Genomic DNA, 20838 nt, shown 5'->3' with positions numbered 1-20838 from the left:
ATGGGTTGGTGTCAGCAACCCCGACCTTACCGGCGAACTGTCGATGACCACCGCAAAGCCGCTCGCTCGCTACAGCGCTATCGAGGGCGCGCTCGCGAGCGGCTTCGCTACCGCCGAGCTACACTACCTGTAGGGACGCGACCATGCGCGCTGATGAAGCCAGCCACCGATTCCGATTTGAAGCCGGCCATTTTTCGGTCTGATCCTGGGTCTCGTTGATGTGTGGGTTGGGTTTTGTTTCAGGTCAAGCTTCGGTATTTTCGGGTACGATCGGCGGGCGCTGTTTCCACATGCTTTTACCGTGTAGAGCGACGTGCGATGTGAAGGATAAGGCTACATCCATGCGCATTTCGCGGAATGTGGGCGGTGATTTCACGCGATCTCGGCACGTGTTTCACGCCATCGTGGGCAGCCATTTCGCGGTCGCGGGCAAGGCTGTTCGACGGTTGCATGGAGTCAGGCCTGGCCGGTTTGGTCAAGTGGTTTCGTGATTGCCCCGCGCCGCCGTAGGCTTTCACCTGAGAGGGTGAGAAGGTGGGCATTGTGGACGAGCCGGTCGAGTATGGCATCGGCGAGGGTCGGGTCGCTGATGGCTTCGTGCCAGTGATCGACGGGCAACTGGCTGGTGACAATAGTCGAGCCGCGTTCATGGCGATCTTCGAGGATTTCCAGCAGGTCGCGTCGTTCCGTGGCGGTCAGGACCGATAGCCCCCAGTCGTCCAGGATCAGCACCTCCACGCGGGCGATGGCCTTGAGCATGCGGGCATGCCGCCCGTCGCCCCTGGCGATGGCGAGCGCCTCGAACAGGCGCGGCATGCGATGGTAGGCGGCGGAGCGGCCATCGCGGCAGGCCTTGTGGCCGAGCACGCAGGCGATCCAGTTTTTGCCGAGGGGATCGGGCCGGTGATGAGCAGGTTCTCGTGGCGCTGGATCCAGCTGCCGTCGATCAGATGGGCCATAACGGCGCGGTCAATGCCGCGCGCGGTGCGCAAATCGAGATCCTCGACGCAGGCCGACTGCCGGAGGGCTGCGAACTTCAGCCGAGCGATCAGGCGCTTGGCGTCGCGGTCCGCGGCTTCACGGTCGACCAGGAGGTCGAGCCGGTCTTCGAAGCCGAGCGGCTCGAAGGTGGTCTGCGCCTGACGCTGTTCATCCAGCGCCTTGGCCATGCCGGTCAGGCCGAGCGTCATCAGTTGCTCAGAGGTGGGGTGAGTCAGCAAGAGTCAGTCTCCTTTTGATGATAGTAACCTTGGCCACGGATATTGGCGTGTTGCAGAGGGCGCTCCTCGGGGGCCTCGTCCAGGAAGGCCCGGTCGCGACCGGTCTGAAGGATCGAGCGGATCGAAGCGACGGAGCGCGCGCGGATCGACAGCCCCCGCCGGCAGGCGGCATCGAGGCGCGCCACATCATAGCTCCAGGTCAGGGCCAGAACACCAAGGCAGGTGCGGAAGCCTTGCTCCGGGTGAGGACGATCAGTCATCACCGCCTCGCAGAAGGCCATGACGGACGGGCCAAGTCTTGCGGCTGTCGCCAATACCCGGGCCGGGGTCCATTCGGCATGACGGCGATGCGCCGAGGGATGTGCTCGGGCAGCGTCACATGGCTGCGCCGTCCGGGGCAGCGGGGATGGCTGGCCACCCGGCGGCCGCCATGGAATATCTCGACGATGGCCCCGCAGACCCGGACATCCACCTCCTGCCGGATCAGTCCGAAGGGGACAGAATACCACGAACTGTCCACCTCAACGTGGCAATCAGGCGCGACGCGGCAGCGCTTCCAGCGCGCAAACACATAGGGGGCCCCAGGCAGCGGTTGCAGATGCGGCCGATCCAGCGTGGCGAAGAGATCAGCGCGGCTGGCGCCGTAGCCGCGCATGACGCGCATGTTCAACTCGTCCAGCAGCCGCCGGATCGCAGCGTTCAGTTCGGTCAGCGAGAAAAACTGGCGATTGCGCAGCCGGGCGACGATCCAGCGCTGAGCCACCTGGACCGCAACGACGTGGTCGGGCGGGTAGGATCGCCGTTCCGTAATGCGCCGCCATCTCGGCATAGGTGCGGTTCAGCCCGGGATCGAAGCGGTCGGCCTTGACCACCGCCGCCTTGAGGTTGTCGAGCTTTTGTGTCCAATGTCGTTATGTGGCTGACAACGGTTTGAGCCGGTATTTCGAAGGTGGGCCGCGGGCGAGAGGACACATAATGCGCTACAGCGAGTTGAGCCAGTCGAGGAGGGTCTTGTCGTCCTTCCAGGCAACACGTGGTCGGGGTACCGTTGAAATACCTGAACCACTCACTTCGCAGGCGCGTAGCGCCTCGGCTTTGGCGCGCAGCGTCAGCTCGGCATAACGGTTTGTCGTGTCGAGACTCATATGCCCGAGCCGACTGCGTATGACATTAACTTCGACGCGGATTCCAGTAGGTGGCAGGCAGCGGTGTGCCGGAATAGATGCGGGCTGACACGTCTGGAATTCGGCCCGTGTGTATCGAAGGATGCGCCGTGTCGTCGGACAATCTTATAGATCCCGAACCTCGAGGACGAGCCTTCGGAGCGCAGAAGACTGGCTCGCCTGGCGCTGCGCGGCGCTGGGCCAGGAGTGCCTGGATATGCTTCAATGTCTCATCCCAAAGCGGGCACGTTCGCCACTTGTCACCTTTGCCGTGCAAGTGGACTTTGGCCGGCGGCTTGAGTTCGAGGTGCTCGATACGAAGATCCGCAACTTCCTGTACCCTGGCGCCCGTGTTGTAGAGGAAGAGCAATAGTGTGTGGTCGCGCAGCGCGAGATGTTGCCGAGGCAGCGAACGAAACAAGGCCGCTACCTCCTCCCGCTCCAGAAAGTGCGTATCGGGCAGTGATGTGCGCTTGACCGGAATTGCCGCGACTTGCTGACAAACCGCCAGCATCTCGGGTGCACGCACAGCGAGGTAGGCAAAGAAGGTGTTCAGTGCAGCGCGACGTTGATTGCGAGTACGTACCGAGTTGCCGCGTTCTTGTTCCAGGTGCTTCAGGAATGCCAGACTCCGTTCGAACGTCAGGTCATCAAGGGCCAGTGCAGTAATTCTGCGGCCACGCCGCTCGGACACGAAGCAAAGGAACAGGCGGATCGTGTCACGATAACTGCGGATCGAACCGAGCCGCAGCCCCTTCTGAACCGGGAGATGATCAGCAAAAAATGACTGGACCAGTGTACCGAGGGAGAGGGTCATGACCGATCCTCCGCGAGGTTGCCGCGGCAAAGGCACGGAAGCGTCGGTTGGCGTGTTCGAGAAGCTCCGGGGTCGGCGTCAGATACGCCGCAGTGGAACCGATGTCGCCGTGCCCCATGAAAGTCGAGAGCGCAAGGAGCTTCGTCTGAGGATCGAGGCCGAGCCTGTACCAACGCGTGAGTGTGCCAACGGCAAACGAGTGTCTCAGATCGTGCAGGCGTGGAGGCGAAATGCCGGGTGGGATCCGCAGGTTTAGGCTCGGAACCATAGCGTGAAAGGTCTGGCTGATGGTCCCAGGATTGATTGGGCGACCTCCGCGCAAGCAAAACAGCGGCTGATCGTCCGCAGTATTGGTTGCGAGCGCCGTAGTCTGGCGTTGATGCAGATGCTGGCCCAGGAGTGCTCCGAGCTTCGGCCCAAATGGGACGAGGCGGCTCTTGTAGAACTTGGTCTCCCGGATAACGAGCAGCCGCCGTTCCAGATCGACGTCTTTGAGGCATAGCCGGCAGGCCTCGCCGACACGCAATCCCAGTCCGTAGAGGACAGCGAACAGTACGAAATATGTGTTGCCACGCTCGATCGTACTGCCATGGCGCGGAAGCGCCTTGGCAAGAGCGAGCAACCGAGTGGCTGCGTCTGTGTCGAAGATAAATGGCGTGCGCTGATATCTTCCGCGCCGTGGTGGGGATATCAACGGTGTCTGGGCGAGCTTCTCGTGATCGACGAGATATGAGAACAGTCGCCCTACCGTACAGCGCAGGTGGTTATAGCTTCTCGGGCGCGACCTTGGACGCGACAGGAGAAACTCATCCACCAGTGCCGGGGTTATCTCGGCAAGGCTACCAATGTTGTTCTTCGACAAGTAGGCATCGAACAAAGCGAGCGTCTTCTCTTCGACATCATAGCGCCGTCGCAACGAGCGCTTGTGGGCGAGGAATTGCTCAATCTCGTGGCGGAGAAAACTCTGGAAACGTCCATCGTGGCTCACAGCACGTCCTCCCCATTGCCGAGTGCAACCTCGCGCAGCTGTTCGACAGCGATCTTCCCGTAGATCTGGGTGGAGGAGGCGCTGCGGTGGCCAACGTAGTCGCCGATGTGCTTCAGCGGAAAATTGGCGTTTAGCAGTCGCTGCACACAGCTGTGACGTAGGACATGGGAACCGGCGCGTGGCACGCTAATGCCGGCTTTGCGGATGAAATGGGCGGCGCGACAGACAACCGCCGCGGAGCCTATCGGGGCGTGTGGAGCACAGCAGCGCATAAATACCTCACGGCATGTCGTGGCAGGTCGCCCGTTTTTGAGGTATTCGATGATCGCAGCCCCCACCGCCGCCGAGAGCGGATAAGTGGTGGTATTGCCTGCTTTGCGATCCCGGATCTTGAGCCGTTCGCTGCGCCAGTCAATGTCATCAAGCGTGAGCGTGGCGACCTCCGCAGCCCGCAGTCCATAGGTTGCGAGCAGCATCATCATTGCGTAGTCGGGCTTGCCGGAGGTGGACCGTCTGTCGATACCTGCCAGCACTTGCTCGACCTGTTCCCAACTGATCGATAGCGGAACACCAGCGTGCCGGTACGACTGCGGAAACTCGACAAGCGAACTGAGATCCTTGGCCAGAACCCCCTCACGATGGAGGGCTATCGCATTTGAGTCATGAGCTGGAAGAGATAAGCATCGTTCCAGCCTGCACGCATCATTTTGCCACGCATGGTATCCTTTTTGCTGTCGGCTCGGAACGTATTGAGGCAGAAGCGCCGCAGCAGAGCGAGGTTTTCGGGGCCGTGATCCTTTCTGGTCCGGCAGTCGTCCTCGCGGAAGACCACGTCGAGCTGCCAGTGCAGGCCATTCTCGATATCCCAGTGACGGCGCACGACGGCGAGCAGGTCGTTGGCGGACATCGGTCGCGAGAGCACATAGAGACAGCACTCTTACTGCCGTTTGCCATCGATCACACGGGTGCGCTTGACCTCGCCGATGGCTGCGAGGCCGGCAAAGCCGTGCTTGCGGCCAAGCCCCGGCGCACGCACGACACGCGCCGCCCGCCGCCCCAGGCGCCCGTGGCTCACCTCCTCGGTAACGGCCAGCGCCGCCTTGGGCGTTGGGCAGCCGGCGATGAGGCGCTCGGCATCGGCCAGAAGCAGCCCCTGATTGCCCTTCAAGGCCAGCACATAGTCGCCGCCGCGCCGCGTGATCTCCTCGGCCATGCGGGTCGAGCAATGCAGCGCATCGGCCGTAACCACGGCGCCGCGCAGGTCGATCAGGCGCAACAGTTCGATGGCCGCCCTGGCCTCGTTGCCGCCCTGTGCCGGTAAGGCCGCCAACGTCATGCGCAACTGCGCGCCCCAGGCCGACACCATCATGCGCGGCGCGAACTGGCGGCCCTTCTCGAAGGCGCCACGCATGGACTTGCCGTCGAGGGCGACCTGCCCCGCGCCGCCGGCAGCGCTCGCGACATGGCGCATGAAGCCGGCGAAGGCCTCGGCGAACGCCGTAGGGACAAGCTTGCGAAACAGTGTCGAGAAGGTGTCGTGCCGGGGATGCCATGCGCCAGAGTGAGCACATTTCGCAGCATCGCTTCCTTTTCCTGCCCAAAGCGCCAGATGTCGGAGCAATTCTTGGCGCCGCACAGCATAGCAGCGAAGGCAATGAACAGTATCTCGCAAAAATCGTGTCGAGCGTTCTGGTCGCGCGGATCGAGATGACCGAACACAGCCTGGATCGTTTCCATCGAGAGCTCCCCAATTACGGAGCCCTCCCAAGAATCCACAACCCGGCAATTGGCAAGCCATTTCCCAACTACTCAAATGCGATTCCCCTGCCTCACGATGGAGGTAGCGCAGAAAGACCCGTAGCACCCCGCATGCATTGCGCACCGTCGACCAGGAAACTCGTGGCGGGGCGTATTCGGCAATGAACCCGCTGAGCACGATTGGCGACAGCTTTGCGAGGTCGTCGACGCCGATGCGCTCAAGATAGGTTGCGAACTGACGCAAACTAAATGGTACTGGTATATCGATCTCTGACGAAGCCCCTTCTCTTCGGTCAGGTACTTCAACAACCCCGGCGCCTGACGTTCGAACGGGTTATCCGGCTTATGGGGACGACCCCGACCAATGTAGCCGGAGACCGCCAGCTTCAGCATCTGGCGGATGGGATTGCGTACTTCATTGGCGATCTGCTTGCGTCGACGGCCCGAGCGTCGTCTAGCATGCTCACCAATCCACGCTTGCACGAATGGCTCGACGTGATCAGGTAGGTCCTTAACTTCGCGGGCTCCCTGAGCTTTTGCGAACTCGCCGAACTCACCACAATGGGAATCCGCCGAGACACGCTGCGATCCGTATAGCGGCGTTCTGCCATCCAGCCGACGTATTGTTCGACGGGGGAGGCGATCCAGGACTCGTGAATGCGATCGATAGGAGAAGGGCGGATGTAGTACTTCTCTAGCATGATAATCTCCTAAGGAAACAACGAGATCACCATGCCATGAACGCTCCATTATGTTGCCACTAGTACAACGATAATGTTCGCAAATGCGGGTTTTGACTCCGTTCGCCACATAACGGCGTTGGACACAAAATCCCGATTTTGTTCCCGGGAACAAAATCGAGCACCACCACCTTCGGCACGCCGCCGAGGAAGGCGAACATCCGGACATGGGCGCAGATCCAGTCCTCCAGCCCCTCGGTGGCGAGGGCCTCGGCATAGGTGTGGTTCGAGGCCCCCATTGCCGCAACGAACAGCTTCATAGCCCGCGCCTCGCCGGTCACCGGGTCGATCACGTCGATCGTGTCCCCGGCGAAGTAGACGAAGACCTTCTCGCACCCACATGCGTCTGCCGCATCGTCGGGCGGACGCGGCCCTTCCAGGCATCGAAGTGGACGCAGAACCAGGCATAGGCAAAGCCGTTGGGATGGGCTGCCCGGTATTCTTCCCACAACAGCATCCGGGCTACCCCGGGGCGCCGCTCGATCGATCATTGCCCAATCCGGAATCGGGCGATCCGGATCCGGCACCGTTGGCGACGCCGGAAACAGAAGGAGCTCCAGACCGTCGTCATCAAGACCGCCCGGCAAGGGCCAGCCCAGTCCGGCCTGCCGCGCCCGCAGGACATAGGCGCCGACGCTTCCCTTTGGCGAGACCGAGAGACGCGGCAATTCGCCCGCTCGCTCAGCCCTTGGCCAAACTTCAATCGGAAAACATCCCGTATTCGGCGCATAGTCAGTCGTTCCGTCGGCATCTCGCCCCACACTCATTCCAGAAGGGGCTTCTATCGTTAGTCTGCCGACCAGACCCGCCTAAGATCCCACAAAAATGCTGCCCATCATCGCGCGAAACGCGCGCCCATCATCCTCCGAAATCACTGCCCGCCATCACCCGAAACACGCAATCGTTTCGGCTGATCTTGTTGCTCCAGACCCTTGAGTGATCTGGAGGGGGCAGATGAGGCGGGTCGTGTCCCGTCAGGTGATGTAGCTCGGCGGGTGCGAAGCCGCTCGCGAGCGCGCCGTTAGGAGCGCCGTAGATGCTTTGGGCCGCGGCTGTGGCTTCGTAAGCTCCGAGTTATACCACCTGACGGGAGACGACCACGCAAATCCCTGAACGCGAATTAACGCCACCACGGCGTAACGAATATCGCGCCGAACCGGCATGCAACTTGCTGCTGTGAGATTGGGGATTCGTGAGACTGCCATGGGTGCTCCGCAGCTACTAATCAGACATGGACGACTTCATTACGACCTCCCGTATCTAACAGCGCTCACCGCGTTCGAGGCGTTGCGCGGCATTTGTCATTAAAGCGCGAGCCGTTCACTCCGAGACGAACTCAGCATGAAGAGCGAAATGACCAAAATTGAATGTCCCGCAGCTGGAGCAGCATGTTTTTTGAACCGGCAGTTCTTAGCCTTCAAATTCTGAAGGTGGCCAGCTTGCAACTACTATACACGAGGAATTCATGAACACGTTGGCCGAACAACATCGACAAGCGGCGCAAAAGCGGATCAACGCATCACATGCGCTCGACGGTGACGCCAAACGTTTGGTCCGATATTATCGTGAATGGGCTGGGTCCTACGAGTTGGACCTGGAGCGGGAACACTACCGCAGCCCCTTCATCGTGGCTGAATTGGCGGGCGCTGTGCAAGCGGCCTACATCGGCCGAGAACGAACAGCTATGACAATACTGGACGCTGGATGCGGCACGGGCCTAGTTGGCATTGAACTGGATCATCTCGGCTTCCGTGTGATCGACGGCTTGGATCTCTGCGAGACGATGGCCGAAATGGCAAGGCAAACAGGCATCTACCGTCACGTCCGAGGGGACGTTGACCTCAATATACCGCTCTCGGACTATTCCAGCGCCAGCTATGATATGACCGTGTGCTGCGGCGTCTTCACACTTGGACATGTCAGCCCGCACGCACTGCGCGAGTTGGCCCGCGTGACGCGCTCGAACGGATTTGTGGTGGTAAGCACTGAAAGGAGCTATTCGGAGGCTACATCGTTTGAAAATGAAGTGCTGCGTCTCCAGCAAGCGGGCGTCCTTACACCAGTACAATATCTGAGCAACGGAAGATACGTCGGGGAGGAGGAGGCGCACTACTGGGCGTTCCGAGTCCATCGGGGGCCCGGCGGCATAGGCGATCATCTCGCGTAGATATCAGAATGCATGCGCTTCTTAATGAGCCCGCAGCTTATCGTGGTGTCGCCGGTGGCTTCTCGGCGTTCGATTGGCTTCGATGGGCACAGACAGTAGCCACTGTGCTGCTCATCCACCCCATGTCCCGGATGTCACCTCCCGTGACAGCCCTGTCCGATTCAAGACGTCCATGTTCGGAATCCAACCTATAGAGGCGCAAGTATTCCGGCGTTGCGGCGCGAACTATGGCGTTGCGCCTCTTGTACGCCCGGCCACTGAGGTGGCACGCCGATTGCGTAAAATTGGGTGAATGATCCGTCTAGGAGGTCTATAAAAACTACTCGAACGAGCCAAATCAATGCGAAGGCTCTGCACTGTCGGGTCTGGTCAGCCAAATTGGAGCTTTGCGGCGTGCCTCAAGGGCCCGCTGTCATCTGCAGAGAGGTCAGTGTTCGGCGGCACCAAGCCCCCGAGACGCAGGTCACCCGGTTCTGATGCAGCCCAGAAAACTCAAGTGCTGCAAGCGTAGCTCACAGTGGTGGACGCCGAAACGCGAGCCCTGTTCCAACGTTTAACGAGCCTGACACGGAGGCGATATGTCAATCCAGAATCCCACCTGTCCCATCGGCCCTTCAGGAAGCGATGCGAGCATCTCGACTAGAGAGCTTCTAGCAGCAGCAGCCGACGAAGTTTGGAGGCCACACATGAATCACCAGACGTTCGGTGGCGCAGACGCGGCTGAGATTATTGCCAAGGACGGGCAGCAGCTAAGGGTTCATTCTAGCGACGCTCTTTGTTGCGGCACATTCGGCGAGTTGCTGCAAGGCCAGTTACCGGTCGGCTCCGTTCCCCGCGACCCTCATTTCTTGGTCACGATGCCCATCGCGCTCTTTGCGCGAGCTCACTTCATGCCGATTGCAGGCACACAATACGTAACCGTTTATCCGTCACACAAACTCAAAGCTCAACGCCTGGCTGAGAATCTCGTGATTGCGCTCGGCGCCTCGGGAGGAATCCTCCTGTTGCAATCTGAGCTCCCCGAAGGCAAAGGGCTGGCGAGTTCCTCAGCGGATCTTGTTGCGACGGCACGGTCAATCGCCTGCTGCTTCAGGCGTAGAGTCCGAACATCATTGATTGAAAAGCTAATGGCGGAGATCGAGCCATCCGACGGGGTGATGTACCCAGGAGTGGTCGCATATCAGCAGCGTGCCGGTAGCCTTCTCTCCTTCCTTGGGCAAATGCCGCCGCTTGCAATCGTTGGCATCGATGAAGGAGGGACTGTCGAAACCGTCGACTATGATCAACGGCGAGGTGAAATCTCCGCCAGTCACAGAGCAGAATATCACGAATTACTCGACCACGCTCGGACAGCAATTCCACGGGGTGACATAGCCACGATAGGCAGAATAGCTACAGCCAGCGCGCTCCTGCATCAGGAGCGGGTTCCAAAGGAGCATCTGAACTCGATGCTGAAAGCATCCGAGGCCACCGACGCTCTCGGGGTCATAGTCGCCCACAGCGGCACAATGATTGGAATCCTGCTTGATCGAATGGCAGCTGACTTTCCACGGAAGCTTCGGTCAGTGCTCGCCCATGTATCGTCGTTCGACAACTCGCCAAAAATATATCTGACTATGACTGGCTGTCGGTGAGGTAAGCAATATGGACGCTGTTCGCAAAGGCCTGCCATTCTCCAGCTATTCTGATGCCTTTGCTCTCCCTAGCATTATTAGGTGTGATACAAATCTCTACCTGGCGCAGTTCGCGTTCATGAAGCTTCTACCTGCGAAGTACATCATTGAGCAAGCGCTGGCTCAAGGTACTTTGACGCACGGCATGAAAGTTCTCGAGACGTCGAGCGGAACCTTCGCATTGGGTTTGGCCGTAGTTTGCCGGGAACGTGGATTTCAGCTCGAAATCTTCACAGACCCAGTGATGGACAAAGGCCTGGAAAACCGGTTGAGCTCCTTGGGGGCCGAAGTCTTCATAATAACTGAAAAGGCGAAGCAGGGTGGCTATCAAAGAAGCCGCCTCGACGCATTACACGCCAGGATGAGAGATTTGGGCCACTCCTGTTTCTGGCCCCGGCAATACGAAACACCGGACAACCCCGCAGCCTATAAGCTCTTCGCCGATCAAATATCAGAGATGGTGGGCGCCGACGCAACGTTGGTCGGTTCTGTGGGGTCAGGCGGCTCTACTTGCGGAACGATAGAGCGCCTCCGCCAAAAAGCCCCTGGCGCGCGCCTGATTGGAGTGGACACCTTCAATAGCGTCATTTTTGGCCAACAGGATGGCGAACGGAAACTGCGGGGGCTGGGGAACAGTCTTGTCCCCAAGAACGTGAAGCATGAACTATATGACGAGGTGCATCTCATCTCGGCTCCGCTCGCATTTGCTGCAACGCGAACCCTCCACGAGCGGCACGCCGTTTTCGCCGGTCCGACCTCCGGAGCGAGCTACATCGTCGGGCGTTGGCGCGCTCGACAGTATCCAGGAGAGACCCTAGTCGTCATATGTCCTGATGAAGGCCACCGCTACGTCGAAGCTGCATACGACCATGAGTGGCTGAAGCAGAACGGATGTCTACATGAAGGTGTTCTGCTGGACGCGCCGGCCACCGAAAGCCACCCCTCGATCGCTCTCCCGCCATGGAACCGATATCGTTGGAATCGGAGAAGCCGGGAAGCTGTCCTATACGCGCTGGAGCAGACTTCATGATGAACCGAGGTAGCTTCCTTTTCGTGGAAAGCAACACGACGGGCACTGGCGAACTGTTGATGAAGCGGGCCCGAGCCCTGGGTTTTGAGCCCTATCTCATTACGCGCAATCCTGCGCGCTATCCGTTTCTCAAAGACTCGGTCGCTCAAGTGATCGAAGCTGAAACACGTAGTCCGGATGAACTCATCGGGGTGGCCGCCAAACTAAAAAGGCCGGTCGGAGTATACTCCTCGTCGGACTATTTTGTGGAAGCAGCGTCACGTCTCGCGACGGCAATGGGGTTACCAGCAGCGAATCCGGAGGCTATTGCTACATGCCGGAACAAATGGAAGCAAGCGGCCGAGTTGCAGCGACAATCAATCGCGATCCCTGAAACTCGGCTGGCCACTTCCGTCAGAGACGTCGAGAATATTCTTGCCCAAGCCACTCCACCGGTGGTCATCAAGCCGGTGTCCGGAAGCGGTAGTAGCGGCGTGAGGTTGTGCGATAGTGCCACAGCCGCCATCAAGGCATTTGAGAGTGCAAGGAGCGCACTGCTCGATCAAGTGGATCTGGCCAGTCCAGACATTCTGATCCAGCAATATGTCGAGGGTAAGGAATACTCTGCAGAGATAATTGCGTACGATGGGACGCTGCATTGCCTTGGAATTCTTGCCAAGCACAAAGGGCCGCCTCCCTGCTTCGTCGAGGTGGGGCACGACTTCCCGGCACCGCTACCGGAGCCATCTCTACTGGAACTGGCCTCTTTTGCCGCAGGCGCGGTGTCGGCTCTGGGCCTGAATTTCGGACCGTCTCATGTGGAGTTCATGATAACGGAGTCGGGCCCCGTCATCATCGAGGTCAACCCCAGACTGGCTGGAGGGATGATTCCAGTCATGCTCTCCCACGCTCTGGGAACGTCAATCCTTGACAAGGTGATTAGACTTTACGCGGGAGAAGGGTTCACGCCTCCCCACGCGAGCGCAAGGGCGGGAGCCATCCGTTTCCAGCTCGTTCATAAATCCGGCAAGCTCAAACGCCTGGGTTTTTCTGAAAATCCAGACCCGACTGTGCCAGAGGCCGGGCTACTGAAATCTGAGGGGGAGGAAGTTCAAATCAGTGGCGACTTCCGAGACCGCGTAGCTTACGCCATAGGCGTCGCTGATGAACTGAATGCCGCCGCCGGGGCAGCTCAACGGATGATCGATTCCCTTGTAATCGATCTCGATGCGGCTACTGGCGAAACGGCCAACACGCAAGTCGCTGGGTCAAGCGAGGGCGGGTGGAACCTACATCCCGAAGCGATGAAGTTGCTCGCTCCGGCTATAGAAATCTCGCGCGATGGCCGCCTTCTGCAGCACCAGGCGGCCATAGACGAAGCACATCTGGTGATGCTTGCGGACCAGGGCTTGATTAGCGAGCTCGCCGCTGCCAATCTCCTGAAGCATATCTTGGACCTCCAGGAAGAGGGATTTCAGTCTTTGGAGGGCCGCGATGCTCCGCGTGGCCTCTATTTTGCGTATGAGGCCGAACTTGCCGCGAGAGCTGGCCCGGAAAAGGCCGGCTGGTTGCACCTTGCGAGGTCCCGCAACGACCTGAACGCGACTATTTCTCTACTGGCCCTTCGGGAAGCCGGGTGTTCCATCTCGCAAGAAATAGGAGCTGTACAAGATGCTCTTCTTCAGCGAGCGGAGGAGGCATCGAGACTCGTGGCTCCGTTGTACAGTCAATACCAGATCGCGCTCCCTGGGTCGCCAGGGCATTACCTGCTGGGCGTCTTCTTCGCTCTGGGCCGCGAGCGCCAGCGCCTGCATTGCCTCCTGGAAGACATCAAGAACTGCCCTATGGGAGCTGGTGCCGGCGGAGGCACTAGCATTCCAATCGATCCTTTGAAAACCGCAAATCTTCTGGGATTCGAACTGCCATCTATCAACTCACTTGATGCGGTCGCAAGCCGCGATCATCATCTGCAAGGGCTTTCAATCTTTGCTGGCGTTTCAATCTTGCTCAGTCGGGTGGCCCAGGACCTGCAGGTTTGGACGACGCGGGAGTTCGCTCTCATCGACATTCCTCGGAATCTTGCCGGCGGCTCTTCCATGCTGCCTCAAAAAAAGAACCCGTTTCTGCTTGAACACATAAAGGGATCGGCAAGCACGGTGATCGGCGCATATGTTTCTGCAGCGACGGCTACTTGCAAGTCGCCTTTCAGCAACTCGATCGAAGCAAGCAACTACGGCTGCTCACCTCTGGGCCTTGCAGAAGATGCCTTGAAGAGGACCATCACCCTCACATCGCTCATTGTAAAATTCATGTCCTTCAACGTGCGGTCGATGCGTGAAAATCTGGAAGACGGCTCATCGATGACGGCGGTGGCGGCCGAGCGAATGGCGTCGCGAGGCATTCCTTTCAGGAAGGCCCACACACTAATTGGCGAGATCGTGGAACGCCTGTCTCAGGATAGCTGCGTGGCGGAGCGCCGAAGCGAGCTGGCCAGCCAACTCGCTGGCGTGTTGCCCGTGAGTCTCGAAGAATGCAAGGATGCTCTGCAGTTCGGAGGAGGACCCGGGAAAAGCTCAACCGATAGCCAGGTCTCTGTAGCAAGAGCGCTGTTTCTGGTCATGCGGCTCAAATGCGAGGAAATCCGGGAGCGCTGGGCGCACGCTGAGATGCGCCGCAAACAGAGGGTTAAGGAACTCATTGATACGCGGCCGACTACCTGAAGGTGTCCTAAAATGGGACGTGCGCTGTCGGACGCGTGCAAAGTCAGTTGCCGGTTTGGTTACAACATTAAGTGATGCGGTGAGGTAATAGAGCATCCGGTGAGGCGGTCTTCGGATGGGGGCCCGACTGCAGCCCTTGCGACGGGCACCTTTGTAGCTTGTGCACCCGTGACAACATCCGGCGCAAATGGCTGCGGAGCTGAGAGCCGATAACTGCGGTCTCTCAAGTCAAGAACTGACAAACAAAGGTTTGACCGATGAGGCTGGTGACCGAACGCCTGATATTGCGTCCTTGGCAGGACAAAGACCGGAGCCCAATGGCAAGAATTTACGGTGATGCGCACGTCAGCCGCTTTTTTCCCAAAGTGATGACGGTCGAGGAAACGAATCTCGATATCGACCTTGAGATCGAGCGTGCCGGGACCAACGGGTTTCATTTTGGTGCGGCGGAGTTGAGAGGTAGCGGCGAAACTGTCGGTATGATCGGGCTCGATGTCCTCTCAGAGACGGTGCAGGCGGCAATTCCCAGCCATCCATGCGTCGAAATCAGATGGGTGCTTGCAAAGGAGCATTGGGGCAAGGGACTCGCACCGGAAGGCGCGCGAGCATGGCTCGACTACGCCTGGTCAATCGGACTGCCGGAGGTCGTGGCCCGCACAGCCAAAGAGAACGCGCCGAGCCGGAGGGTCATGCGGAAGATCGGTATGATCCATGATCCAGCGGGCGATCACGAGAACCCGGAGATCAGCGAGGGCCATTGGTTGCGGTCTCGAGTGGTCTACAGGAAACTGAATCCGACGTTCTTATAATGCCGCGCAAGCTCCCTCTGGCCGTGGGTGCCGAACAGTGGCGCACTGCTCGGGGCTTCCAGATATGACTTAAGCGGTAACGATCGTTTGGCACGAACTTACACATGTGACGTCAATGTTTCAAAATTCTATGCAATCTATACGAATATCTCAAAATACCTTGCAGTCTGAGACCCAGACTGCGCCTAGAGGCGTTTGAATGGAGATGCCTCGGTCGACCGCCTCCAATCAGTAGGACGCTCTTGGTGACGGCTAAACTAAAACCTGAACGGAGGGTGCATCATGCGTTCAATCTCGCGTTTACCTACAGCGACCGAGCAGCTGGCTCTTTTCCGGAGGAAAGAAGCTTCTCCACTCGATTTCGTGAAACTGGCCCTTGAAGAGATCGAGAATTTCTCTGCGCTTAATTTCATCCGTTGTCCGGATATCCCTGGACTGATGGAGCAGGCTGAACTGTCTGAGCGTCGATGGCTTAGGGGAGAACCTAACGGCCGACTTGATGGAGTCCTTGCGACAGCCAAAGATAACTGCCTGGTTAAGGGTTGGACTTCATTTTGGGGATCCCTAACGAGGTCACAATTGGCTAGCGAGGATTCACCGGTTGTGGCGAGATTGCGTGAGAGCGGCGCACTCATTCTGGGCATAACGACAATGCCTGAGTTTGGTTGGAAGGGGGTGTGCGACAATGCGCGAGACGGCGCTACGTTGAACCCATGGGATAGAACGCGGACGCCTGGCGGAAGCAGCGGAGGAGCAGCTGTTGCGGCAACCCTAGGAATACCGCTCAATGTAGGCACAGATGGAGCTGGCTCAATTCGTATTCCAGCATCATTTTGTGGTGTAGTAGGCTTCAAACCCACATACGGGATAGTGCCCGCTTATCCCGTGGGTTCGCTTCCTAATTTCACGCACGTTGGACCCATAACCCGCTCCGCCGTCGACGCAGCGCTCATGTTCGACGTATTGGCGCAGCCGGATCCGCGGGATTGGCAAGCTATTTCTTTCAAACTGCCCAGGAGGCCGTTGCCAGACAGGCCCCGTGTGGCATACAGTCGTACCCTCGGATATGCAAAGCCTGACCTGGAAATAATTGAAATTTCTGACATTGCTATTGAAAGATTGAAGAGCCTCGGCTGGATTATCGAAGAGGTGGATCCTGGCTTTGCCGAGCCAATCAATATTATTAGGACGCTTTATTTTTCAGCCTTTGCCAATATGGTCCGTGCGGTGCCGTCAACCAGCCGCGATCAAATTGATCCTGGCCTCGTTGAAGAGATTAAAGCGATTGGTCTTCTTGATGCTGACGCGATTATCTCTGCCCTCAGTCAAAGAGATGCGCTCGGAAGGCATATGAATGCCTTCCATAGAAAACACGACTTTTTGTTGACACCAACAATGCCTATCGTCGCCTTTGAAACAGGCACTGAGATCCCAACAGGACGCTCTATGAAGAGCTGGTTCGATTGGAACCCTTTCACCTATCCATTCAATTTGACCCAGCAGCCCGCCGCCACTATTCCTAGCGGTATTACTAAGGACGGTCTTCCTGTCGGGCTCCAAATCGTCGGCTCGCGTTATGACGATTTCGCGGTCTTAGAGGCTTGCTGTGTGGCAACTAACGTGGTCGGCCGTGACGAATGGGCCGCCAGTTCAAGTCGGGCGACTTGACGTGCTGTGCAGTCGCTGGCGAGCGTCGGGACGGGGGCAACAAGAGCGCCGCCAGCCCTCACCGCCGGAGCGGGCAGTTGCATCTGAGCGCCTGAGCATTGACGAAGTCGCCATCAGGCCTCTTCTGTCAAGCGAAGTGAGGATTTGACCCCTCCTGTTGCCTCACCGAAGAATGTTACCTAACGATGTGGCGGGCTGAAGAAGCGGGGAGATCGCCATCCAGTCGCCATTGATGATTTCAACGGCTGTCTCTTTACGCCAGGCTTTCACCGCTATTTCCACCGTCCGCAGGCTTTTGTTCGTGAACCGTGTTTGATCGACGTTCATCAGCCGCTGCAGCACGAGGGCTGCCGAGAGCGTCGGCTCGGCCTCCAATCATGCCCGAATCTGAGCCTCATAGGGCTCAAGCATGCTCGGTCTCTTCGGATAAGGCTTTGTCCGGCGATAAAGCCTTTAGGCCTTTTATGGTGGGTCGCACCTCACCGCCCTGCCAAGCCGTCTTCAGATTTGCGGTGAAGCGCTGCAGATCGATGACGACCGGTTCCTGTGGCGTTGCTTGCACTCCACGACGATCGACGCGTCTTCCCAAATCTTCCTGTGCCGCACGGATGCCGGTGAACAGCATCACCGGGTCCGCCGTTGCGAGCATCGCACGCAACAGCTCCTTGTCGACCTCCGCCACCTCGGGATGGACCAATACACGCTCGACCGGCGGCGCTGGCGGATGATAGCGCTTACGCGCCGCGGCCCGATGACGCCGCAGGACGCGAACCCTTCCCAACAACAACAGAGGATACATTGCACAAGCTCAAATCGCCGCACGCACGCGGCGCCGATTGCGCTCGTCTTCGGGATCGGGGCACGATGCCAGCGCCTGGCCAGGCCAAAACACCGCCTAATGTCAATGACCGTGGAATCGGGACCCTGTATTTTCGCGCAAAAGGGACCCCGTCTGGGGCATTGAAGGGTGCGCCGGTTAGCGCCCGATCAGGCGGAGCTGGTCAGGGTTGCACAGCCTGATCGGGCGCGACTGATTGGCGTTCGGACTTCAGCTTTGAGAGCGGCTTTTGAAGCGCCAGGATTCGTTACCAGTCTCGGCGATCTCGCAATGATGGGTGAGCCGATCGAGGAGCGCGGTCGTCATCTTGGCGTCGCCGAAGACGCTCGGCCATTCGCCGAAGGCGAGATTGGTGGTGATGATGACGCTGGTGCGTTCGTAAAGCGTAAGCGCTCATTTCCCCGCACGTCGACGCACCTTTCAACGACGGTCCTTTCAGATGGACGCGTCCGGGCGGATCAGGCTGCGGCGGTTTTGGCGAAGTTGAAGGGCAGCAGGTCGTCGATATCAGTATCGACAGCGCGTTGAGGCAGCTCGGTGAGGACGTGGCGCAGCCACGCTAACGGCTCGACGCCACAGGCGCGGCAGGTCAACATCAGGCTGTAGATGACGGCGCTGGCCCTGGCTCCGTCGACGGTATAGCTGAACAGCCAACTTTTCCGGCCAGTGGCAAAGATTCTGATGTCTCGCTCGAGAAGATTATTGTCGATCGGCATGCTGCCGTCCTCGGTGTAACGCGTCAGATATCCCCATTGGTTCAGGGTGTAGGAGACGGCGTCGCCGAGCTTGCTGTCCGGCAAGACTTTTGGGGCGATGTCGTCGAGCCAAGCCTTGAGAGCCTGGAGGATGGGGACACTATGTTGCTGGCGGAAGCGGCGAATGCAATCATCCCGCGTTTCGCCGTCATCGGGGATTTCGTTCCGCGCCTGCCTTTCAACCCGATAGAGCTGTTCGAAGAACCGGAGCGCCTGTTCCGGCGGGCCGCCGCCTTTCTTCCTCGCCTTTAGGGCATCGACGAAGCGCCGCCTCGAATGGGCCATGCAGCCAAGATGCGTTGCCCCTTCCAGCGTGCGCCAGGCGGAATAGCCGTCGCTCATCACGATGCCGCGGTAATCGCCCAAGAAGGTCTGCGGGTGTATCTGGCCGCGACCCGGCTGATAATCGAGCAGCACGATCGGCTCGTCACTGTCCTGGCCGTTCCGGTATGCCCACATGTACGAGGTGCTGGCGGCCTCTCTGTCCATTTCCTTCAGCACCTGGACCGTGGTCTCGTCGCCATGGATGAGGATGCGGGAGAGATGCTTTTCGCTCGAGCCGATCACCCAGTGGCCCAGAGCGCCACGGCTGACAGGAACACCCGCGCGCTCGAAGGCCTGCGCCAGGCGGTAGAGCGGTGTGCCGTCGACGTATTTGTGAACGAGCGCGAAGGCCAGCGTCGAAGCCGTGGCGATGCTGCCCGGCAAGGGTTGCGCGGGCATCGGCGCGGTCACGACCGGCGTGTTGATGCCGGTACGCTCACAATGGCGGCAAGCATATTTGAACCGCACATTCTGCAGAACCTTCGCCTTCACCTCGATATGAAGTTGCTCGGTAACGGCCTCGCCCATGCGATGCATCTGGTGACGGCAGCAGGGACAAGCCTTCTGGTCGTCGGGAAGGTCATACTCGACGCGCTCGCGCGGCAGGTTTTCCGGCAAGCTCTTGCGGCCGCGCTTCTTTCCCGTCGCCCCTTCGCTCGCCGGCAAGCCCGTGTCCGGCAGGACAACGACATCGCCATCTTCGCTGTCGGCGGCGTCCTCCTCCGCGGCCTGTTCGGCTTCATTGAAGAGGCGGTCAATGTGCTTTCGCTCTTCGGCGCAAAACGATGCAGCCGCGCAAGCGCCAGCTCTTCCTCGAGTTTGACGACGCGTTCGGCGAGTTGACGGTTCTGCGCCTGCAGCGCAGCAATGCGCGCCATCAACTCTTCAACAGTCGGTTCGCCGGGTCGATTCATCAGATTCTTGAATCGAAAGCATGCCGCCGCGTCAACCGCTCAATTCGAGAGCCCTCAACCGGCAACCTGATATTGCCGCACCGGATGGCGGACCATCGCATCGATATCGATGCCGTCGAGGATCCAATGCAATTGCTCGGTCGTAAGCGTGACCACCGCTGCCTCCCGGCGCGGCCACCGGAACTTGTCCTCGGTCAGCCGCTTCAGGACCAGGACAAAGCCCGACCGATCGAAGAACAGGAGCTTCATCCGGTCGCGACGGCGATTGCAGAACGCAAAAACCGCCGGAGCAAACGGATCGAGCGCCATCGTCTCCTGGACCAGAACCGCAAGGCTGTTGATGCCGGCCCGGAAGTCGATCGGCTCGCGGTGCAGGTAGACTTTGAGGTCAGCGCCCAGTGTGAACATGACCCAGCGCTCCGATTACCGCTGCCAACGCATCCACATCACCGCATTCCAGCGTCAACTTCACGCCGTTCGGCAGCGACGCGCTCACCTTGGCTGGAGAGGAAAAATGCGCTGTCCTTTTCGATGCCGACCCACGCACCCCATCGCAAGTCCCCGGCAAATCCACCGCAGCCATGCTGCTCTGTCCCAGCAAGGCCCGATCGGAAGTGCTTTCAATCTGAAGCGGGATGAACGCCGATGGTGAGGGCGACGGGAGGGTCTCCGCGCGCCTCTTTATCCACTTCCGAAGAAGGTTCGCATTGACCCCATGTTCGAGCGCGAGCCTCGATACCGACACGCCAGGCTCAAGGCAGGCCGAGACAAGACGGTCCTTCGATGCGGAGTCGTATCGGCGTCGCCCGTCCCGACCGACAAGCCTTACCCGCAGTTTCTGCTCATCTTCTTCCATCACTTGGTGTCCACCTATTTTGGTGGACACCTGCATGCATCAGAGCACTCAACAGCAAAAGGTGCCGGGGAAATTCGCGCTTACCGTAAAGCTTAGAGACCAGATGGAAGAGCAACTGCCCGCCGGCCTGGGCGAAGGGGAGATAGCCGAGCTCATCGAGCACGACGAAGTCGAGCCGGGTGAGATGGTCGGCGATGCGGCCCTGGCGGCCGGAGCGGGCCTCGGTCTCGAGCCTGTTGACGAGGTCGACGACGTTGAAGAAGCGCCGGCGTGCGCCGTTGCGGATGAGAGCACGGGCAATGGCGATCGCCAGATGCGACTTGCCGGTGCCTGTCGGACTGGGCTCATAATGCCCGTTATCAGGATGGCGAGGCAAAGAAGATTGTCCGTTACGCCTTTCATCCACGTTCGGGCGGGGA

The 20838-nt window shown here is 59.2% G+C and carries 14 protein-coding genes and 8 pseudogenes; 6 read left to right on the top strand and 16 right to left on the bottom strand.

Going from position 1 to position 20838, the window contains the following annotated elements:
• Positions 1–498: 498 nt before the first annotated feature.
• From istB to NKH43_RS32955, 9 genes and pseudogenes are all read right to left on the bottom strand, one after another.
• Positions 499–1220, bottom strand: a pseudogene (istB, locus tag NKH43_RS32995) (IS21-like element helper ATPase IstB); the annotation flags it as partial.
• A pseudogene (locus NKH43_RS32990) lies at positions 1214–2110 on the bottom strand (Mu transposase domain-containing protein); the annotation flags it as partial. The pseudogenes istB and NKH43_RS32990, both read right to left, overlap by 7 nt.
• A gap of 90 nt (positions 2111–2200) precedes the next feature.
• The gene (locus NKH43_RS32985) at positions 2201–2365 is read right to left on the bottom strand and encodes a hypothetical protein (protein WP_352861686.1); all 165 of its coding nucleotides are present in this window, start codon (positions 2363–2365) and stop codon (positions 2201–2203) included.
• Between the two features lie 25 nt (positions 2366–2390).
• On the bottom strand, positions 2391–3200 hold the full coding sequence (locus NKH43_RS32980) for a tyrosine-type recombinase/integrase (protein WP_352861684.1): 810 nt from the start codon (positions 3198–3200) through the stop codon (positions 2391–2393).
• Positions 3157–4188, bottom strand: a complete 1032-nt coding sequence (locus NKH43_RS32975; protein ID WP_352861682.1) for a tyrosine-type recombinase/integrase — start codon at positions 4186–4188, stop codon at positions 3157–3159. The genes NKH43_RS32980 and NKH43_RS32975 overlap by 44 nt, the downstream gene beginning before the upstream one ends.
• A complete protein-coding gene (locus tag NKH43_RS32970; protein ID WP_352861688.1) occupies positions 4185–4745 on the bottom strand; it encodes a site-specific integrase in 561 nt (186 codons plus the stop codon). The genes NKH43_RS32975 and NKH43_RS32970 overlap by 4 nt, the downstream gene beginning before the upstream one ends.
• 89 nt (positions 4746–4834) lie before the next feature.
• A pseudogene (locus NKH43_RS32965) lies at positions 4835–5809 on the bottom strand (ISAs1 family transposase).
• Positions 5755–5925: pseudogene (locus NKH43_RS32960) on the bottom strand (transposase family protein); the annotation flags it as partial. The pseudogenes NKH43_RS32965 and NKH43_RS32960, both read right to left, overlap by 55 nt.
• A gap of 877 nt (positions 5926–6802) precedes the next feature.
• Positions 6803–7437: pseudogene (locus tag NKH43_RS32955) on the bottom strand (IS21 family transposase); the annotation flags it as partial.
• A 714-nt stretch (positions 7438–8151) separates the two neighbouring features.
• Here NKH43_RS32955 and NKH43_RS32950 point away from each other — a divergent pair.
• The 6 genes from NKH43_RS32950 (at position 8152) to NKH43_RS32925 (ending at position 16732) form a co-directional block, all read left to right on the top strand.
• Positions 8152–8853 (top strand): class I SAM-dependent DNA methyltransferase, encoded by a 702-nt coding sequence (locus tag NKH43_RS32950; RefSeq protein ID WP_352861680.1) that lies wholly within the window; start codon positions 8152–8154, stop codon positions 8851–8853.
• Between the two features lie 686 nt (positions 8854–9539).
• Positions 9540–10487 carry a GHMP family kinase ATP-binding protein gene (locus tag NKH43_RS32945; RefSeq protein ID WP_352861678.1) on the top strand — a complete coding sequence of 316 codons (948 nt, stop codon included), beginning with the start codon at positions 9540–9542 and terminating at the stop codon, positions 10485–10487.
• A 10-nt stretch (positions 10488–10497) separates the two neighbouring features.
• Positions 10498–11556, top strand: a complete 1059-nt coding sequence (locus NKH43_RS32940) for a cysteine synthase family protein (RefSeq protein WP_352861676.1) — start codon at positions 10498–10500, stop codon at positions 11554–11556.
• Positions 11553–14255, top strand: a complete 2703-nt coding sequence (locus NKH43_RS32935) for a lyase family protein (protein ID WP_352861675.1) — start codon at positions 11553–11555, stop codon at positions 14253–14255. The genes NKH43_RS32940 and NKH43_RS32935 overlap by 4 nt, the downstream gene beginning before the upstream one ends.
• A gap of 257 nt (positions 14256–14512) precedes the next feature.
• On the top strand, positions 14513–15064 hold the full coding sequence (locus tag NKH43_RS32930; RefSeq protein WP_352861673.1) for a GNAT family N-acetyltransferase: 552 nt from the start codon (positions 14513–14515) through the stop codon (positions 15062–15064).
• A 282-nt stretch (positions 15065–15346) separates the two neighbouring features.
• Positions 15347–16732 carry an amidase gene (locus tag NKH43_RS32925; protein ID WP_352861672.1) on the top strand — a complete coding sequence of 462 codons (1386 nt, stop codon included), beginning with the start codon at positions 15347–15349 and terminating at the stop codon, positions 16730–16732.
• Positions 16733–16894: 162 nt separating this feature from the next.
• Here NKH43_RS32925 and NKH43_RS32920 read toward each other — a convergent pair whose 3' ends face one another.
• The 7 genes and pseudogenes from NKH43_RS32920 to NKH43_RS32890 all read right to left on the bottom strand — a co-directional run.
• Complete coding sequence (locus tag NKH43_RS32920; RefSeq protein ID WP_352861670.1) at positions 16895–17107, bottom strand: hypothetical protein; 213 nt, start codon at positions 17105–17107, stop codon at positions 16895–16897.
• A 28-nt stretch (positions 17108–17135) separates the two neighbouring features.
• Complete coding sequence (locus tag NKH43_RS32915) at positions 17136–17531, bottom strand: hypothetical protein (protein ID WP_352861668.1); 396 nt, start codon at positions 17529–17531, stop codon at positions 17136–17138.
• A gap of 249 nt (positions 17532–17780) precedes the next feature.
• A pseudogene (locus tag NKH43_RS32910) lies at positions 17781–17954 on the bottom strand (ATP-binding protein); the annotation flags it as partial.
• 74 nt (positions 17955–18028) lie between these two features.
• Positions 18029–19563: pseudogene (gene tnpC, locus NKH43_RS32905) on the bottom strand (IS66 family transposase).
• 54 nt (positions 19564–19617) lie between these two features.
• On the bottom strand, positions 19618–19971 hold the full coding sequence (gene tnpB, locus NKH43_RS32900) for an IS66 family insertion sequence element accessory protein TnpB (RefSeq protein ID WP_352861667.1): 354 nt from the start codon (positions 19969–19971) through the stop codon (positions 19618–19620).
• The gene (gene tnpA / locus NKH43_RS32895) at positions 19952–20419 is read right to left on the bottom strand and encodes an IS66-like element accessory protein TnpA (RefSeq protein WP_352861666.1); all 468 of its coding nucleotides are present in this window, start codon (positions 20417–20419) and stop codon (positions 19952–19954) included. The genes tnpB and tnpA overlap by 20 nt, the downstream gene beginning before the upstream one ends.
• 85 nt (positions 20420–20504) lie before the next feature.
• Positions 20505–20753, bottom strand: a pseudogene (locus NKH43_RS32890) (ATP-binding protein); the annotation flags it as partial.
• Positions 20754–20838 lie beyond the last annotated feature (85 nt).

Origin of the sequence: Mesorhizobium sp. M1163, from assembly GCF_040318415.1 — a bacterium.
GTDB lineage: Bacteria > Pseudomonadota > Alphaproteobacteria > Rhizobiales > Rhizobiaceae > Mesorhizobium.
Note: the sequence above shows the minus strand (reverse complement) of the source record. Positions and strands in the feature narration are given on the sequence as shown.

Excerpts from the sequence above, each read along its gene's own strand:
- NKH43_RS32985 (WP_352861686.1), bottom strand. The coding sequence starts at position 2,365 with ATGAGTCTCGACACGACAAACCGTTATGCCGAGCTGACGCTGCGCGCC.
- NKH43_RS32980 (WP_352861684.1), bottom strand. The coding sequence starts at position 3,200 with ATGACCCTCTCCCTCGGTACACTGGTCCAGTCATTTTTTGCTGATCAT.
- NKH43_RS32950 (WP_352861680.1), top strand. The coding sequence starts at position 8,152 with ATGAACACGTTGGCCGAACAACATCGACAAGCGGCGCAAAAGCGGATC.
- NKH43_RS32945 (WP_352861678.1), top strand. The coding sequence starts at position 9,540 with ATGAATCACCAGACGTTCGGTGGCGCAGACGCGGCTGAGATTATTGCC.
- NKH43_RS32940 (WP_352861676.1), top strand. The coding sequence starts at position 10,498 with ATGGACGCTGTTCGCAAAGGCCTGCCATTCTCCAGCTATTCTGATGCC.
- NKH43_RS32935 (WP_352861675.1), top strand. The coding sequence starts at position 11,553 with ATGATGAACCGAGGTAGCTTCCTTTTCGTGGAAAGCAACACGACGGGC.
- NKH43_RS32930 (WP_352861673.1), top strand. The coding sequence starts at position 14,513 with ATGAGGCTGGTGACCGAACGCCTGATATTGCGTCCTTGGCAGGACAAA.
- NKH43_RS32925 (WP_352861672.1), top strand. The coding sequence starts at position 15,347 with ATGCGTTCAATCTCGCGTTTACCTACAGCGACCGAGCAGCTGGCTCTT.
- NKH43_RS32915 (WP_352861668.1), bottom strand. The coding sequence starts at position 17,531 with ATGTATCCTCTGTTGTTGTTGGGAAGGGTTCGCGTCCTGCGGCGTCAT.
- tnpB (WP_352861667.1), bottom strand. The coding sequence starts at position 19,971 with ATGTTCACACTGGGCGCTGACCTCAAAGTCTACCTGCACCGCGAGCCG.
- tnpA (WP_352861666.1), bottom strand. The coding sequence starts at position 20,419 with ATGGAAGAAGATGAGCAGAAACTGCGGGTAAGGCTTGTCGGTCGGGAC.